The organism is Sphingobium baderi, from assembly GCF_001456115.1.
Classification (GTDB): Bacteria; Pseudomonadota; Alphaproteobacteria; order Sphingomonadales; family Sphingomonadaceae; genus Sphingobium; species Sphingobium baderi_A.
This window is the reverse complement of record NZ_CP013264.1, coordinates 3,143,446-3,159,500: the sequence shown is the minus strand read 5'-3', so window position 1 is coordinate 3,159,500 and position 16,055 is coordinate 3,143,446. Positions and strand designations below refer to the sequence as shown.

Below are 16,055 nucleotides of genomic sequence, written 5' to 3'. Positions count from 1 at the left end.
GGCCGAAACCACACGCCAGTTCGGCGGAGCGGCAGGAGAATCGTGCCACCAAAATTCCAACCAAAGGAGAACGTGTATGGCTTCCATTTCCGAAAATGGATGGACCCTTCATTACACGATTTGCACCTTGCTGGCCGCCAAGGTGAGGCCGGGCGATATCATTCCCATGCCGGGCGGGGGCGGCGACTTGATGATACTCGGCGGGCGCGCCCCGCAGCGTGCCAACGACCGTGGCAGCGTTTTCGTGCGCGACCCCCTCTCCGAGACCAGTGATCGCATGGAAATGCCGCTCCGCGCGCTCGGCATGGTCTGGATCAGTGCCGCCGGTGGCTGGTCGGAACTCCCGGCATGAGAGAGTTCCATGTCCATGTCTATACGACGATCAGGGTCAAGGTCGCGGTGACCGCCGATGATCATGCGGACGCCATGAGACAGGCTGACGCGATCGTCGAACGCGGGATTTTCCCTGTTCGTCTCCTTCCGAACGCCGCTGGCGTGCTGGAGGCGGAGCCGGCCGAAGAGGTCACCGGCTATCTGGTCGATGAAACCAACGATCCCGAATTCGAAAAGAGTCGCTCCTACGATGCCGAATACCGGCCTTGCGGCGCGGGCGACAGTCCGGGCTGCGCCTGAGGAGGGGGAGAGGGAACGGGGAAGGGTGCTCCGCATGATGGAGCAGTCTGGAGAACCCCCATGCAAATCGAACTACGGCGCATCTCCTACAGCGCCGCGCTATCGCAGGAAACTTCGGCTTTCTCGGCAGAAGTCTGGATCGACGGCGAACTTGCCTTTCATGCCCGAAACCAGGGAACGGGCGGCGCGGACTTCTATCATCAGGTCGGTCGGTGGACCGTGGCCGAGGTCGATGCCTGGCTCAAGGCCAACCGACCGGTGCGCTACCTGGATGAGAATCTCGGCTGCGACCATGATCTCGAGATTGAGGTGAGCGATCTCCTCCTTCGCGCTGTCGAAGGCCGTCGCCTGAAGCGGCTGCTCCGCACTAATCTCGTCACGATCGAGAGTGATGAGATCCTGCAGTATCCGCTGCGCAAGCGGCCACTTGCGATCGTCACCCGCGCCGTGCGCGCCACCAATCCCACCGCGGTCATCGTCAATGACGCCGGCGATGAGGTGTTCGCGCGCGCGCTCGACCTGCTCCTCGCCAGCTGCTGACACTTCAGGCTGGAGATCGTCATGACCGATAAGTTCGATCCCGCCGATGCGGGATGCTGGATGGCACGCGGCCGTCCAGCCCATCACGCCCATGCGCTGGCCGATGCCTGGCGCCGCTTCCCCGACCTGCCGAACGATGCGCCCCTCGACGCCCGCATGGCGCGTTCCCGCGAGCGCGTTCAGGCGCTTCGTCCCCTCAACGAGGCGATCGCCCAGGAAACCGAGCGCCAGCGCGTGGCCGCGAACTTTGCCTGCATCGAGCGCCAGATCGCGCAGGGCAGCAGCGACAGCCGAAACCCCGCGATCCTCCACGGCCGTGACGTCCATGGCTATGGCTGGGATGCTGCCGTTGCCTACGCCGACGGACTCTATGCAGCCCGGGCGGGATGGGAATCCAGACCACCGTCGCCGTCTCGCCGGGGAGAGCCGGATGTCCGCCGGCTTGGCTACGATCGTGGATTTCTGGATGGCGGCGGCAGGCCCGATGACATCTTCGATGTCGCCCGGCGATCCTTTCTGGCAGCGCCGTCAGAGCCCGATCGAATGGAAGAACCGCGCATCGCCCGGCCGCTTCCCAGCCAATGGCCAGCTCCCACGGACATTCCCGCACCCGTATCCTGGCACAGGCGCTTGCTGGTGCTCGGCGCTTTGGAAAGCGCGACGGGCGTGATTGGCATCCACGCGATGCTGCGGGAACGGCCCGGACATGAAACCGCAGGGCTTTATCTGCTCGGCGCTGACTCAGGGTTGAGATCCATCTCGACGACAAACGGAGCAACGCCTGGCGATCAAACTGCGCTTCGCCATACGCTGCGCCAAGGCGACTATACCGACATCCTTGTCGTTGCCGACGACGCCGAGATGTCCCGACTGGACGCCGACGCCGATATCCTGCCGCTTGCGCGAACGATGGAGCGCACGCGCAATTCGGTGCTCCAGCAGCGCGCGCAGTTCCGTCTCTGGCTGGCTCGTGGCCGCGCGCCCGGCGACCAGTTTGCCGGCGGCCATATCCGTTGGAGCAAGATGGCCGCCGGGCTGTCGGGCCGTCTCGGGGATTTCACCGCGCGCTATGCTGGCCCGGCGCGGCCTCGCGGGCATCGCATCGTCGTCGAGGATGCAAGCGGTGGGCCGGCACTCGGTTACCGCACGCCGCTGGGCCGCGAGCTCCAGCCCGAGATCGTGATCGGCAACAAGGCGCATGCGCGAACCGCGATGGCCGACCTGCTGCGCCAATATGCAGCTTCGCTTCGCCTCGGCTGACCTGACGCCTGAGACGATGCTCAACCCAGGGCCTCACGTCGCGCCCTGATCTTCGACCAGCCTGAGACGCTTGTGGGCCGCAGCGCCGCGCCCGCGAACCCACCAAAAAGGAAGCATTCCATGCGAAACAGTGCATCCGCGCTGGCTCTCCAGCTATGCCTCGATTTCGACCAGCCGGTCAGGCCTCCCGATCCGGCGCCCGATGCAGCGGGCGTCTCCCAGGTTTGCGAACCTACGCTCTTCTCGCTGGCGCCGTCGGAGGTGCTTGCCCCCAGCGATTTCTCCTTCGCCGCCGGGCGGATGCTGGCGTCGTCATGGAAGGTCCGCGCGCAGGACAATGTCGAGGCGATCAGGCTGCTGAACCTCCTGGACCGCGAAGAACGAGGGGCGACGCCGGCCGAGCAGGAAGCGATCGCGAAGTTCATCGGCTTCGGCGCCTCCGAGCTTGCGAACAACATCTTCGCCGATCGCGCGGGCACATTCCGCGATGGCTGGGAGGAACTGGGGCAGGGCCTTGCCGCGGAGACGACCGATGCCGAACTCCAGTCGCTCAAGCGCGCGACGCAATATGCCCATTATACGCCCGAATATATTATCCGCGCCATGTGGGATGCCGCCCGCATCCTCGGTTTCACTGGCGGACAGGTTCTTGAGCCGGGATGCGGCAGCGGCCTCTTCATGGGTCTGCGGCCCGACTGGCTGGCGAGCGACACGCTGTTCGTCGGCATCGAGAATGATCCCGTCACCGCCCGCGTCGCGAACGCGCTCTATCCGGGTCAGATCATCCGCTGCATCGATTTCGACAAGGCGTCGCTGCCGCGCGACTTCGACCTCGCCATCGGCAATCCTCCGTTCTCGAACCTCAGCATTCAGAACAAGACCAGCCTAGGCCGGCTTGGGCTTTCGCTCCACGATTTCTTCATCGCGAAATCGCTGGAGCACCTTCGGCCCGGCGGCGTCGCCCTGTTCGTGACCTCACGCTATTCGCTCGACAAGAGCGATCCCAAGGCCCGCAGCCATATCGACGGCATCGCCGATTTCCTCGGCGCCGTGCGTCTTCCGGGCCGGGCCATGCGGCAGGAAGCTGGCACGGACGTCGTCGTCGATATCCTGCTCGTCCGTAAGCGCGAGCCTGATCTCCTCCGGCCCGGCCACAACTGGATCGATCTGGCCGATGTTCCCGACAGCGACGAGGGCGAGGGGCCGCTGCGCATCAACCGCTATTTCCTGGACAATCCCGGTCATGTGCTCGGGCGCCATGAATGGAAGAGCGGCCAGTTCGGCATGGACTATCACTGCGCCGCCGAGCCGGGCGTCGACCTTGGGCAGGCTCTCACCACCGCCCTGTCGGGAATCGCGTCCCGATATGAAGGCACCTGCCGCCCCGTTCATCGCACGACATCGCTGCGTGACCGGGTCGATGTTTCCCTCAACGTTGAAATCGGCACCGCCGCCGACGAGGCCGAATTCAAGGAAGGCAGTTATCTCGTTTCCGGCGGTGTCCTGCACCAGGTCGTCGACGGCATGCCCACCGCGGTTGACGTCAAATCGGGGCGGGGCACCACGGGCCTGTTCGCCAAACACGCGAGTATCATCAAGGCGCTGATCCCGATCCGCGATGCGGTCCGCGCGATCCTGCGGGCGCAGCTGAACGACCAGCCCTATGCGGCGTCCCAGGAGAGGCTGCTCACGCATTACAGGCAGTTCACGAAGAAGTACGGTCCGATCAACCGGACCATCACCAGCATCCGCACCGACCCGGACACCGGCGCCGAGAAGGAATATCAGCGCCGCCCGAACCTCCAGCCCTTCCTCGACGATCCCGACGTCTGGCTGGTCGCGTCGATCGAGGCCTATGACGAGGCGAGCGATACCGGTACGCCCGGCGCGATCTTCACCGAACGTGTCGTCAAGCCGCCGGTCGCCCATGAAATCCACTCGGCGCAGGATGCGCTGGCGGTGTCGCTCCACGAGCGCGGCCGCGTCGATCTCCCACTCATCGCCGGTCTGCTCGGCGTCACCGAGGCCGAGGCCCTCGCCGACCTTGCCGACGACGTCTATCTCGACCCCATCCGCACCACGCCCCATTTCGACCACTGGGTTACGGCGGACGAAGCGCTTTCAGGCCCCGTGCGCACCAAACTCGCCCTCGCGCGCGAGAAGGCTGAATCCGATCCCCGCTTCAATGCCGTCACCACCGCGCTCGAGGCGGTCCAGCCGGTCGATCTGAAACCCAGCGAGATCACCGCGCGGCTCGGCGCCCCCTGGATTCCCACCAATGTCATCAAAACCTTCGTAGCGGAGATCATGGAGGTCGAGACTACCATCTATCATACCGTCGATATTGCGAGCTGGACCGTCGACAAGGCCCCGTTCGCCGGACACGTCAGTTCCACTTCGACCTGGGGCACGGCGCGCCGCGGTGCAGCAGACCTGCTCGAAGATGCCCTCAATTCCCATATCCCCAAGATATACGACGTTCACCGCGAAGCTGACGGTTCAGAACGCCGCGAGCTCAATGTCACCGACACCGAAGCCGCGAAAGAGAAGCTTGCCAAGATCAAGTCGACCTTCGAAACTTGGGTGTGGCAGGACAGTGAACGCGCCGACCGCCTGGTCCGGATTTACAACGACGCCTATAACAACCTCGTTCCCCGGACCTTCAACGGCAAGCATCTGACGCTCCCCGGCGCGTCGACCACCATCCAGATACGCGATCACCAGAAGCGCGTTGTCTGGCGGATCGTCGCCGCGGGCTCGACCTATGTCGCCCATAGCGTCGGCGCGGGAAAAACCTTCAGTCTGTGCGCTGCGGTAATGGAGCAGCGCCGTCTCGGTCTCGCCAACAAGCCGATGATCGCCGTGCCCAATCATTGCCTCGCGCAGATCGCGCGCGAGTTCCTGATGCTCTATCCCACCGCGCGCATCCTGGTCGCCGACGACACGAACTTCATCAAGGAGAAGCGGCGGCGGTTCCTGGCCCGTGCGGCGACCGGCAACTGGGACGCGATCATCATCACCCATGATGCGTTCAAGTTCATCCCCACGCCGGCAGCGTTCGAAAAGCAGCTGATCGAAGACCAGCTTGCCAGCTACGAGGTGCTGATTACGGGCATCCAGAGCGACGACCGCGTCTCTCGCAAGCGGGTCGAGCGGCTGAAGGAGGGACTCCAGCGGCGGCTTGAGAATCTGAAGGCCCGCAAGGACGACATCGTCCATATCGGCGAGATCGGCATCGACCAGATCCTGGTCGACGAGGCCCAGCAGTTCCGCAAGCTGACCTTCGCCACCAATCTGGGTGACCTCAAGGGCGTCGACCCGGTTGGCTCGCAGCGGGCGTGGGACCTCTTCGTCAAAAGCCGATACCTTGCAGACATCAATCCCGGTCGCGAACTGATCCTGTCGTCGGGGACGCCCATCACCAACACCCTCGGCGAGATGTACACGCTCCAGCGCTTCATGCAGCCCGATGAGTTGCATGCCAAGGGCCTGCACGAGTTCGACGCCTGGGCCGCGAACTTCGGTGACACCCGCACCGAACTCGAACTTCAGCCGAGCGGCAGCTACAAGCCAGTCACGCGCTTCTGCGAGTTCGTCAACGTCGCCGACCTGATGGCGATGTATCGCAGCGTTGCCGATGTCGTATTGAAGGACGATCTGCGCCAATATGTCCGGCTGCCCACCATCAAGGGCGGCAAGCGCAAGATCATTGTCGCGCAGTCCGGGCCGCCCTTCAAAGCCTATCAGAAGGTGCTCGCCGGACGCATCAAGGCGATCGAGAACCGCAGCGGGCGGCCCCAGAAGGGCGACGATATCCTCCTTTCGGTGATCACCGACGGGCGGCATTCGGCGATCGATCTCCGCTTCGTCGATCCCTCGATGGGGAACGAGGAGGGCAACAAGCTCAATCTCCTGATCGAGAATGTCCACCGTATCTGGCGCGATACGAGCGACAATCGCTACACCGATCCCGAAACCGGCAGGCCCTATCCGCTGCCCGGGGCGGTGCAGATGATCTTCTCCGATCTCGGCACCGAGAACGCCATCGAGACACGCGGCTTCTCCGCCTATGTCTGGATCCGCGAACAACTGATCGAGATGGGCATACCGGCCGATCAGATCGCCTTCATGCAGCATTACAAGAAGAACAGCGCGAAGCAGCGCCTGTTCAACGACCTCAATCAGGGGCGCAAGCGCATTCTCATCGGCTCGACTCCCACTATGGGAACGGGCGTCAACGCGCAGCAGCGCCTCAAAGCCCTGCATCACCTCGACGTTCCCTGGATACCCTCAGATATCGAGCAGCGCGAGGGTCGGATCGAGCGCCAGGGCAACCAGAACGACGAGATCGAGCTCTACGGCTACGCCACCAGCGGCTCGATGGACGCGACGAACTGGCAGATGCTTGAGCGCAAGGCCCGCTTCATCGCCATGGCGATGTCGGGCGATCGCTCCATTCGCCGGATCGAGGATGTCGGCTCCAACGTCAACCAGTTCGCACTGGCCAAGGCGTTGGCGTCCGGCGATGATCGCCTGATGCGCAAGGCCGGGCTCGATGCCGAGGTCGCAAGGCTCGAACGCCTGCGCGACGCGCATATCGACGATCAGTATAATATCCGCAGAACCATCAAGCGAACCGCGGACGCCATCATCGACAGCTCCAACCTGATCGCGAAGCTGGAAGCCGATATCGCACGCCGGGTTCTTCCGCGGCACGACCAAGTTCTTTTCGATTGCGGCGGCACGATGATCACCGACCGCAAGGCCCCCGGCGAACGTATCCTGAGGCAAGCCTTCGAATTGCGGCTGCACGGCGGCCAGGCCCGCCAGTCGCTCGGCACCGTCAACGGTATCGATGTAGAACTCGCAGGCTACGAGGCCGTCGACGATGATGGCGAACCCGGTATCCGCACGTCTGTCGCGGCACTGCACCACGGCGAGCGCAACGGGTTTGAGGTATCCGACAAGACGCGCTGGAGCACGGCGTTGGGTCGGCTCGAATCCTCCATTCTCAATCTCGACGCCGAACTTGCCGCCGTGCAGGCCGATCTCAAGGCGAACGAGCGGCGCCTTCCAGCCTTCGAGGCGCGTCTCGGCCAGGACTTTCCCGATGCCGCCCTGCTGGAAGACAAACTGCGGGAACTCGCCGAACTGGAAGCCGATCTGGCGACGACCAAGGGCGAATTCGAGCCGGGGAATGACGATGGCGCAATCCTGACGCCGCCTTCGAGCAACGAAGGCGCAGCGGTGTCGCAAGCGGCCTGACCGGTTTCCTGTCGTAATCCAGCTCGACAGATCACGCGCTGGCCGCCGAGGAGGCGCTGTTCAGAAGCGGCGACCAGTAGCGATCGCGTTCGGCGACGGCATCGGACGAAAGGGAAGGGGGTAGGCGTGGTTGGTCGTCGGGGGGCGGAGATCATCGCGGTAGCCACACAGCATCAGATCCGCAACGCCGCTGAGCGCACCGACAATCCCGCCGCGATCCCCCAGCATGGTGGAATGTTGGCTGCGGAAAAACCCACGCCACAAGCCCTTTGTCCAATCTCCACTTGAGGAGTCACGCGCATGGAAATCACTTTCCACTTCGGTGCCGCCGGCCATCCCGTCAGCAGGATACTCCACGCTGTCTACGGCTCCCACTATGGCGTGGCGCTGGCTGCGGCGCGCACCTGGCACCAGCGCATGATCGCCTCCGCGCGAAACGGAACCCCGCCCGGCGGTCAATTCGTGATCGAGGTCAAGAATGATGCGGTGGTTCGGACCGATCTCATCTTCGATGCTTATTATTTCCGGCAGCATCAGGAACCCGATGACTCCTCCTGGTTATGCCAGTTCCAGTCCTTTCCCCTCGCCATTCCCGAAACCGTCAAACAGATCGTGACCGAGGCGCTCCGGCACACCCTGGTCGATGTTGGCTTCCTGATCCCGCGCGCCGAGTGGGAGGAACGATACCCCGAGCAAGCCGAGATGCTGCGCCAGTTTCGCCAGGCGATGCACGATCGCTTCGGCCCGCGCGATGATCAGGGGAAGGACATGCCATAAGCTGGCACGGCCTCTACCCGCTCGCCGACGCGATCCGGCCCTTCGTGGTCACTCGCTATAAACTGGCTACAATCCTTGGCGCCGCTCGGCTCCACGAGATCAGCTCTCCGCCCGTGTCCTGGAAGTGCCGCGGGCGGCCATAAGGAGTGAAGGGGGAAGCTGGGAAGGGAGCAGGCGAGTGAGTCCGAATGGACCACGGACCACCACACCCCGGTTCTGCGCGGGGTGGGCTCTTCCTTCTTCGGAGACATTTCCCATGACCACTCCCAGATCCGCGCCATGGACGGCGCAGGAAATCACTACGCTGCGCGCCTGGTATCCGGCCGAAGGGCACGGCGTCGCGCAGCGGCTACCGGGCCGAAGCATCCATGCCTTGCAGGTCAAGGCCCACAAGCTCGGTCTGAACACAGCGCATAGAAATTCCGCGCCCAGACCGCATCTTGAAGGCGAATCACTCGAGGAAGCCATCCGGCTGCGCGAGGTCGAAAACTGGTCGTTCAACGCCATCGGCAAACATTTCGGCATCTGCGAAGCCAGCGCCTGCAATGCGGTGACGATCGCCCTTTGTGTCCGGCGCGGATACCGTCCCGCGGAGCGCGATAAGCATGGCCGCCTGACGGCCGAGGGCATAGAGCGACTGCGCTACGCATTGAAAAAGGGCTACAAGGGCATCGACATCCAGTTGCGTCTTGGCGTCTCGGCCGCCTGCGTTTCCGAACAGCGCCGCCGATATAACCGTGAACTGCTTGCCCGCGGCAAGGCGCTACTACCACCGCCGGGAGGTGGCCAGGCCTACAGCGGCGTCAAGGTTTCGGCGGCGAAGCGCAAACAGGTAGAGGAACTGTTCCTGCAGGGGCTTGGCACCCAGAAGATTGCCGAGCGCACTGGCGTGTCGCGGACGAGTTGCACACGCATCCGGACCCGGCTCTTCCGGCGCCTGCGCCGCAAGGGTGAAACGCTTCCCGGATGCGATGCCGCCGGGGTTCGTCGTGTCCATGCCGAAACCGCCCGCTTCGTCACCGATGAGCAGAAAGACCTTCTGCGCGCGATGCTCCTCGATCGTGTGCCTGTCCAGCGGGCCGCGCGCGAACTCGTGATCGGCGCATCAAGTGCCTATCGTCTTCGAGATGCGTTTGCCGCCGAACTGGCGGGCGAAGGACAGGTTCTCCCGCCTCCCAGGCGTCCCGGCCGGGTTCGCCATGCGCCGGTGCGTAGTTCGTCCTGGCCTCCAGCTTCGCCTCAGGAGATTTACGCATTTCGGCGTCTCCTATGCACGATGACCTTCGCAGACGCGAAAACCCATTGGCAGGACATGCGGCGGGAGGCGGTGAAGGCGGAACGGGAAGCCGCCGCGACGCAAAAGCTGACGTTCGAGGAGCAGCTTGCCAAGGTCGCATCCGGCGAACTGCGGATCGTGAGCGGTTTCGTCCGGAACCACCTGGAGCCGCGGCTGCCTATGCATTCTTCGCTACGAAGCAGGAGCGAGACCCTGATCGACGCCTGAGGACGCCTGCATCGATCCGGAATGGATAGCGCGCCTTGATGCAGCCGACGCTCTAGACGACCGAGCCACGCCACCGATGGCAGCGGAATGATCTCGATCGATTCGACGACGATCGAGGACAGGTTCCAATGCACCGCGAATTGTGCGAGCGTCGCACGATGAACGAGCTCACCGGTCTATCGCAGGCATTGCAGGAAGGTGGCGGGCCGGGGTTGCTTGCCGAATATGGCATTGCCGTGGAAGGAAGCCCGGAAGCCCTCGCGACACTTCGTCGATTGCTTGTCGGCAAACCAATTGGCCAAGCCTTGGTGCTCATCGCTCAATTCGGGCGTCAGTATGGCATCCGGCTTTTCACGACGTCCCAATTCGATGAACATCTCTTCCTGAAAGACGCGGCCCGCTTCGGAATGGATTATGAAGAGGCCACTATGTTTGCCCTCAACCTGATTCCTCAGCCTGGTGCCGTCCCCAAATTGAGTTCGGAAATACGCCCGCTGCATTTAGGCGCCACCCGGAAAAAGCGACCACCCAGGCAATAGGCGCCCGCTCGCTACAACTTCGCCATGCGGTGGTCTGAAGGATATAGACATCGCGATCGCACCGTCACCGGCTCGATCCGACTGGTGCGCTCGTTCCCGCTGACCGTTGGGCCTCTGCCTGAACCTATAGTCGCCGCCCGGCGACCGGCAAACCATCAAACCGCCAGGTACGCCGGGTCGCCGCTCATCTCACGGGCCATTCCTCACCACCACCATCCCCACAAGGAGTATCTGCATGACGACTTCCGATATCGATACCGCAACCGCCGAACAGCTCGCGCCGGTCCTTTACGCTGCTATTCAGCGTCTCGGTCAGTTCGGCCGCACGGGCGCTGTCGCGCTCGCTGCCCTGGTCGAAGATGACGACGCCGATTTTGAGGAGGGTGCCTCCTGGATTGGCGACATCGCCGCCGGCGATCTGCGCGAATAGCCACCCGACACCGACATTCCTTGTTTTCCACGAAGCCCGGCCATCGCGCCGGGCTTCGTGATTCTGGGGAAACGTAGATGCACTGCCTCGCCCCGAAACCTGATGATCGCGGGCCCCTCGAAAGGACGATCGATGACCAGCTTTACCGCAACCTATAGCCCGGAAGACAACAAGATCCGCATTTACGCATCATCGCACCTTGATGCCGAGACCTATGCACAGGTCAAGGCGGCCGGGTTCAGATGGGCTCCGAAGCAGGAGCTTTTCGTCGCTCCCAGGTGGACGCCGCAACGCGAGGATCTGGCCATCGAGCTTGCGGGCGAGATCGAGGCCGAGGAAATGAGCCTGGCCGAGCGCGCTGCGATCAGAGCAGAGCGACTCGAAGGTCTTGCAGACAAGCGCAACGCCCAAGCCAATGCCTTCGCGCACCGCGCGGATGAACTATCGCAGGCCTTCTACATGGGTCAGCCGATCCTTGTCGGCCATCATAGCGAACGCGGGGCGCGCAGGACACAGGGACGAATGCACTCCGCCATGACAGCATCTGTAAAGGCGGAAAAGGCAGCAGGCTACTGGCTCGGCCGCGCGAGCAGCGCCGGGCATTATGCCAGCAGGAAGAGCGACCCGCGCGTCCGCGCCAACCGAATCAAGGCCCTGCTGGCAGAACTGCGGGACTTTCAGCGCGGTCTCAACAGGGCCCATGCGGCGCTGGCGATCTGGGAGGAGATCACGACCGACGAACAAATCCGTCACGCGCTCGGCAACATGGATTCCCGCGAACTCTGGTCGGGCTATGATGTCTATTACAAGGTCAACAGGGGCGAGATCACGCCTGCCGACGCACGGCAACAGTGCATCGACGGGGCAACCGTCGCCGTCAACGGTCCCAACCGCCGCCGCTGGATCGAGCACATCCTGCACCGGCTCGCGTTCGAGCGTTCCATGCTCGGCGACGTGCCGCGCTATGACGGCGAACTAACCCCGGTCATCATCCAGGCCTTCGCTCGCGAGCATGGCGCGGAAAGCCCGAAATGTAGCGCGCTCACTGTCGGCCGTTTCCGTCTCGAAAGCCCGGTTCCACTTCCGGCGCATATCGCGTCGGCATCCTCTCTTGAACTGAACGAGGATGACTGGCGCGACCTGATGCAGGCGTGCGGCTACATCGTACTGGAGAAGAAGGCTCGCCGGGCGGGCAAGCCGGGCACGGTGCCGCTGATCAATCCATCGCGCGAGCAGGCCGAACAACTTCAGCGGATATGGAACCTGCGCATGGCCGCAGCCCGCAAGGGCAAGCAAGGTGCAGCCAAGCCCAACGAGGTACGTGCGACGGAGCAAGCCTTTTATTCGGCCAATTCAAAGGGCGACTATGACGTATTCAAAACGGTGGAGATAGCCGCAGATGGCCGCCCCGTGCGAATGGGCTGGCAGGGGCATGAGCGCGTGCGGTCCGGCGAGCCTGTCGCCCGCATCCGCATCTCTGATCTAGGCAACGAAATGTACCAGCCGGACGCCGTTGTCTTCATCACCGACAAGCCGAGCAAGGCGTTGCCGATCGACCTCGACGCTCTTGAAGCCGATGCCCGCCATGCCGTGAACGAGGAGGCCGCAGCATGAAAGCAGGCGTCTCTTCCTGGCCCGCAGAGCCATCACGGATCGCGGTCCATCCGCCCAGCGTTTTCGCAAAGGCTGAGATCGCGTCCGCTGCGGAAAACCAAAACCGCACCATGCCGACGGATAGTCTCGTATCCGCCCTCGAAACCGCTGCCTGCCTCTGGGAGGCGGTGCTGACATTGCGCGATCATCCCAGCTCCGACCCGGACGCCGTCGCCTTGGCGCTGGCCATCCGCGAAACCTGCAATGCGGTCGGCGCCGCTGACCTGCGCTTGACAGTCGTGGGCTGGGCCAACGCGGTCGAGGCTGCCTGGAGTGTGGTCGCCGACACCTACGACCTGTGTTTCGACTGGGACTTCGTGCCGGGCTGGATCGTCGATCATATCGACTGGTCCGATCCTACCCATCCCACGATCAGGCCGGAACCCGTGCCGGAAGGCCCCGATCGTGCTGCGATCGACGAACCCGTCACCGCCCAGCCGCCCGCTTGGCGGCTATCTGCTGACGAGGGGAACTGACCATGGGGCGCTCGGTATCCCATCCCAGCGGAGCGCATGTCGCGTTCGCGCAGTGGGACGCGGGCTGGATCGAGGACGACGACGATTCCGACACCCGCCATTTCGATGAATTTGCCGCACAGGATGACTGGGACTTCATCGTCGCGGATTTTCGGGAGCAGGTGCTCGCACTCTATCCTTCGGCATGGACTCATGACGGATGGATTGACCGTGAAGATCGGATTGTCGCCATGAACGGCTATGCCCGTTTCGGCCTCTCGGAATATTGCGGCTGCATAGCCTATTGGGTGGTCTTGCGGGATGACATCGGCGCCGGCCGGGAAGGGCTGGCAGAGCAATGGTTCGACCAGATCGGGCCAAAGTTCGAGCAGCGTTTCGCGACGCTTGTCCGGCTGGGCAGCTTCTCGAACGGCGAGTCCGTCTATCGGCGTATCGCCGCCTGATCGCCCGGCCGGCCGATCCCATATTTAGCTCATTTCACGATCGCAGGATGCCGCCGGAGCGCTGCTTACCGATCGCACAATCGCGCCATGAAGGGGAGGGGGCGGGAGGTGGGGGCGATGATGAGGTCGCAGCATTTCCGGAGACTCACATGACTTTCCCCACCACTATCCACACCACGGTCGGAGATTCCCTGCTTACCAGGATCACAAGGTTCTTTGACGGCTCGGTTTCTGCGTGCCTGATCGAGGCGATCCAGAACGCACGCCGGGCTGGCGCCAAGCGGATCGATATTTCCCGGATCGAGAGCGATCGGGGACCTGTGCTGCGTATCCGTGACGACGGATGCGGCATCGCCGATCCGGTCAAGTTCCTGACGCTTGGCGACTCCGGTTGGGACGAGACGATCGCCCGATCCGAAGATCCGGCGGGCATGGGCGTGTTCAGTCTTGCGGGACGTTATGTCACGGTCCGTTCCCACGCGGCTGAACTCGAGGTGGCTTGGCAGGTGACCATCACCCCCGACGCCTGGGAAAGTGGCATGCCGCTCGATCTTGCGCCGGCGGCCATCGACAAGGGCACCGAGATTGAGGTCGACATGACCGAAGACTGGGTGAAAGCACTCAATCAGGCGGTGAAGGATGCCGCGCGCTTCTGCCCGGTGCCGGTCTGGCTCGACGGCAAGAGGCAACTCCACGAAAGCTTCCTCGCCGATGCGACACGCGTCGAGAAATGGAACGGCTGCAACATCGGCATCTACTGCGACAATATTCATGTTCCACGCGAACTGGCGCGGATCAACTTCCATGGCCTCACGGTCCCGTGCCAGCTGCCGCATATCCATGACGTGGATGGTGGCCGTGGATGGTATGCCAAGGTCGACATCATAGACGCAGGCCACCTACAACTCGTGCTCCCTGCGCGCAAAGAAATGGTGCAGGGGCCGGCGCTCGAGGCGTTGCGCGAGGCCTGCGAGGCGGCGATCTTCCGCACCGTCGCCCGCAAGGGTCACCATCGGCTGTCGCATGCCCATTGGCTGCGGGCCAAGGCGCTGGGCGTGTTCCTCCCTGAAGCCGCACCCTGGCTGTCGGTCTGGACTCCGCGCACCGCGGAAGCGGATAGCACCATGTTCGGCGAGCGGGTGGCGGGTGAACCGATGATCCTGATGCCGACGGACCAGGCCCATATCGAGCAGTGTGCCGAGCGCGCCCTCGCGTCGGGACGTCTGCACGGCGCGACCCCAGTCGAGCCCGTCGATGAATTCGCGGGATACGCCTGGTATGACGAACTTCCGCGAGTGCTCGGATGGTCCTTCCGGGTCGACCAGGGCGAAGGCGACGTCTTCGATTATGCGGCTGACACGCAGCTGTCGCAGGTCGTGGTCTCCGGGCGCGTCGATGCGATCGAACTCGAAATCGCCGTGCAGGCGTCAGCCGATTCCGGCGAACCTGCCGAAATCCTCTCGTTACCGGCGGATGTGCTGATTATTCCCGATGACTGCTCGAACGATCTCGATAACGTCACCATCCTGCTCAGCGCCGACTGTGCAATCACACCCAGCGAACTCGCCTACCTGCTCGAAGCCGCCTGTTTCTATCACGACGACGATTGCGACGCCGACAGCTATCATACCCAGCAGGCGACATTCGATATGCAGGCGCGCTTTGCTGCGAACATGTTGCTGCTCGGCGAGGATGCCGCAATCCTTGAGCGAGTCCGCGAGGCGATCCGCGAGCATGTCTCCTGGCTGATCCCCAAGGACCGGGCGATTAGGATGCAGGCTGTCAACTATCTGGTTGAGGCCAGCTTCGCGGACAATGACGACGGGGCCGCTCTCGGCGCCGCCGAATAGCCCATTCTCTTTCCGGCCTGCCCGGCGCGTCATCACGCGCGCCGCGGCACGCCATGTCCATGAGGAATCGTCCCATGACCCAGGCTCCTCCATTCAGGAAGATTTTCGACGGCGTCGCGACACGCGAGCAGATGTTCGAACTGTTCAACCGCGTTCCCGATTGTTCGTTAGAGGATCGCATTTCGGGGAAGGCTTTTGAGAATAGATGGTTCGAGATTGAACTCGAATCCTACGAATCCATGCTTGAGGAACTGCCGCCGCTCTTCATGCGCGCCGGGATGTTTGCCTGGTCTGAACTCAAGGCCGGTTTCGTCGGTTCGGTCTTCTTCGCCATCACGATCGGACGCAAGCGCTGGTTTACCGGTTATTGCAATCTTGGAGATCGCCATAGCCCCGACGCGATGCGGGCGGCAATCATAGCCCATGAGACAGCCGCCGCTCCGGGCATGACCCGCGAACAGAAGCTGGAACTGATCTGGTCGCACACGCATCCTGATATTCGTGGTCTTGCAGGCGAGGCCGATCCCGATGCGTGGCCCCCGGAAGACCGGGGCAAACGCACGATCGTCATTTGTGAACCGGACGGCGGTTCCGCTTTGAAACTGCTCGAACGCCTCACCGATGATGAGATCGACCACCGGCTGCCGTCGGGGCCGGCGATCTAGCCTGCCGGGTGCTGTTCCAT

Annotated in this window: 14 protein-coding genes; all 14 read left to right on the top strand. The window is 63.2% G+C overall.

Features of this window, described 5'->3' with window-relative positions; translation table 11 throughout:
* The first annotated feature begins 76 nt into the window (after window positions 1-76).
* Window positions 77-352 carry a hypothetical protein gene (locus ATN00_RS15445; RefSeq protein ID WP_021244073.1) on the top strand — a complete coding sequence of 92 codons (276 nt, stop codon included), beginning with the start codon at window positions 77-79 and terminating at the stop codon, window positions 350-352.
* On the top strand, window positions 349-633 hold the full coding sequence (locus tag ATN00_RS15440) for a hypothetical protein (protein WP_021244074.1): 285 nt from the start codon (window positions 349-351) through the stop codon (window positions 631-633). The genes ATN00_RS15445 and ATN00_RS15440 overlap by 4 nt, the downstream gene beginning before the upstream one ends.
* A 60-nt stretch (window positions 634-693) precedes the next feature.
* Complete coding sequence (locus ATN00_RS15435) at window positions 694-1,173, top strand: hypothetical protein (protein WP_021244075.1); 480 nt, start codon at window positions 694-696, stop codon at window positions 1,171-1,173.
* Between the two features lie 21 nt (window positions 1,174-1,194).
* Window positions 1,195-2,433 (top strand): hypothetical protein, encoded by a 1,239-nt coding sequence (locus tag ATN00_RS15430; protein ID WP_021244076.1) that lies wholly within the window; start codon window positions 1,195-1,197, stop codon window positions 2,431-2,433.
* Window positions 2,434-2,553: 120 nt separating this feature from the next.
* Window positions 2,554-7,698 (top strand): lactate dehydrogenase, encoded by a 5,145-nt coding sequence (locus ATN00_RS15425; RefSeq protein WP_062066104.1) that lies wholly within the window; start codon window positions 2,554-2,556, stop codon window positions 7,696-7,698.
* Window positions 7,699-7,998: 300 nt separating this feature from the next.
* On the top strand, window positions 7,999-8,475 hold the full coding sequence (locus ATN00_RS15420; RefSeq protein WP_021244078.1) for a hypothetical protein: 477 nt from the start codon (window positions 7,999-8,001) through the stop codon (window positions 8,473-8,475).
* A gap of 256 nt (window positions 8,476-8,731) precedes the next feature.
* The gene (locus ATN00_RS15415; protein ID WP_021244079.1) at window positions 8,732-9,979 is read left to right on the top strand and encodes a hypothetical protein; all 1,248 of its coding nucleotides are present in this window, start codon (window positions 8,732-8,734) and stop codon (window positions 9,977-9,979) included.
* A 128-nt stretch (window positions 9,980-10,107) separates the two neighbouring features.
* Window positions 10,108-10,518: a hypothetical protein gene (locus tag ATN00_RS23465; protein ID WP_148648541.1), complete on the top strand. Its 411-nt coding sequence runs from the start codon at window positions 10,108-10,110 to the stop codon at window positions 10,516-10,518.
* Between the two features lie 235 nt (window positions 10,519-10,753).
* Entirely contained in the window at window positions 10,754-10,948 is a 195-nt protein-coding gene (locus tag ATN00_RS15405; RefSeq protein ID WP_021244086.1) for a hypothetical protein, read from the top strand.
* Between the two features lie 132 nt (window positions 10,949-11,080).
* Window positions 11,081-12,562: a DUF3560 domain-containing protein gene (locus ATN00_RS15400; protein ID WP_021244087.1), complete on the top strand. Its 1,482-nt coding sequence runs from the start codon at window positions 11,081-11,083 to the stop codon at window positions 12,560-12,562.
* Window positions 12,559-13,077: a hypothetical protein gene (locus ATN00_RS23740; protein ID WP_021244088.1), complete on the top strand. Its 519-nt coding sequence runs from the start codon at window positions 12,559-12,561 to the stop codon at window positions 13,075-13,077. The genes ATN00_RS15400 and ATN00_RS23740 overlap by 4 nt, the downstream gene beginning before the upstream one ends.
* 2 nt (window positions 13,078-13,079) lie before the next feature.
* Window positions 13,080-13,520, top strand: coding sequence for a hypothetical protein (locus tag ATN00_RS15390; RefSeq protein WP_021244089.1), 441 nt, complete (start codon window positions 13,080-13,082; stop codon window positions 13,518-13,520).
* Between the two features lie 149 nt (window positions 13,521-13,669).
* Window positions 13,670-15,370, top strand: coding sequence for an ATP-binding protein (locus ATN00_RS15385; RefSeq protein ID WP_021244090.1), 1,701 nt, complete (start codon window positions 13,670-13,672; stop codon window positions 15,368-15,370).
* Window positions 15,371-15,444: 74 nt separating this feature from the next.
* The gene (locus tag ATN00_RS15380; protein WP_021244091.1) at window positions 15,445-16,035 is read left to right on the top strand and encodes a DUF1419 domain-containing protein; all 591 of its coding nucleotides are present in this window, start codon (window positions 15,445-15,447) and stop codon (window positions 16,033-16,035) included.
* Window positions 16,036-16,055 lie beyond the last annotated feature (20 nt).

Bases quoted from the DNA above. Each gene is read 5' to 3' on its own strand.
- ATN00_RS23465 (WP_148648541.1), top strand. From the start codon at position 10,108: ATGCACCGCGAATTGTGCGAGCGTCGCACGATGAACGAGCTCACCGGT.
- ATN00_RS15440 (WP_021244074.1), top strand. From the start codon at position 349: ATGAGAGAGTTCCATGTCCATGTCTATACGACGATCAGGGTCAAGGTC.
- ATN00_RS15415 (WP_021244079.1), top strand. From the start codon at position 8,732: ATGACCACTCCCAGATCCGCGCCATGGACGGCGCAGGAAATCACTACG.
- ATN00_RS23740 (WP_021244088.1), top strand. From the start codon at position 12,559: ATGAAAGCAGGCGTCTCTTCCTGGCCCGCAGAGCCATCACGGATCGCG.
- ATN00_RS15385 (WP_021244090.1), top strand. From the start codon at position 13,670: ATGACTTTCCCCACCACTATCCACACCACGGTCGGAGATTCCCTGCTT.
- ATN00_RS15420 (WP_021244078.1), top strand. From the start codon at position 7,999: ATGGAAATCACTTTCCACTTCGGTGCCGCCGGCCATCCCGTCAGCAGG.
- ATN00_RS15430 (WP_021244076.1), top strand. From the start codon at position 1,195: ATGACCGATAAGTTCGATCCCGCCGATGCGGGATGCTGGATGGCACGC.
- ATN00_RS15380 (WP_021244091.1), top strand. From the start codon at position 15,445: ATGACCCAGGCTCCTCCATTCAGGAAGATTTTCGACGGCGTCGCGACA.
- ATN00_RS15405 (WP_021244086.1), top strand. From the start codon at position 10,754: ATGACGACTTCCGATATCGATACCGCAACCGCCGAACAGCTCGCGCCG.
- ATN00_RS15390 (WP_021244089.1), top strand. From the start codon at position 13,080: ATGGGGCGCTCGGTATCCCATCCCAGCGGAGCGCATGTCGCGTTCGCG.
- ATN00_RS15425 (WP_062066104.1), top strand. From the start codon at position 2,554: ATGCGAAACAGTGCATCCGCGCTGGCTCTCCAGCTATGCCTCGATTTC.
- ATN00_RS15445 (WP_021244073.1), top strand. From the start codon at position 77: ATGGCTTCCATTTCCGAAAATGGATGGACCCTTCATTACACGATTTGC.
- ATN00_RS15435 (WP_021244075.1), top strand. From the start codon at position 694: ATGCAAATCGAACTACGGCGCATCTCCTACAGCGCCGCGCTATCGCAG.
- ATN00_RS15400 (WP_021244087.1), top strand. From the start codon at position 11,081: ATGACCAGCTTTACCGCAACCTATAGCCCGGAAGACAACAAGATCCGC.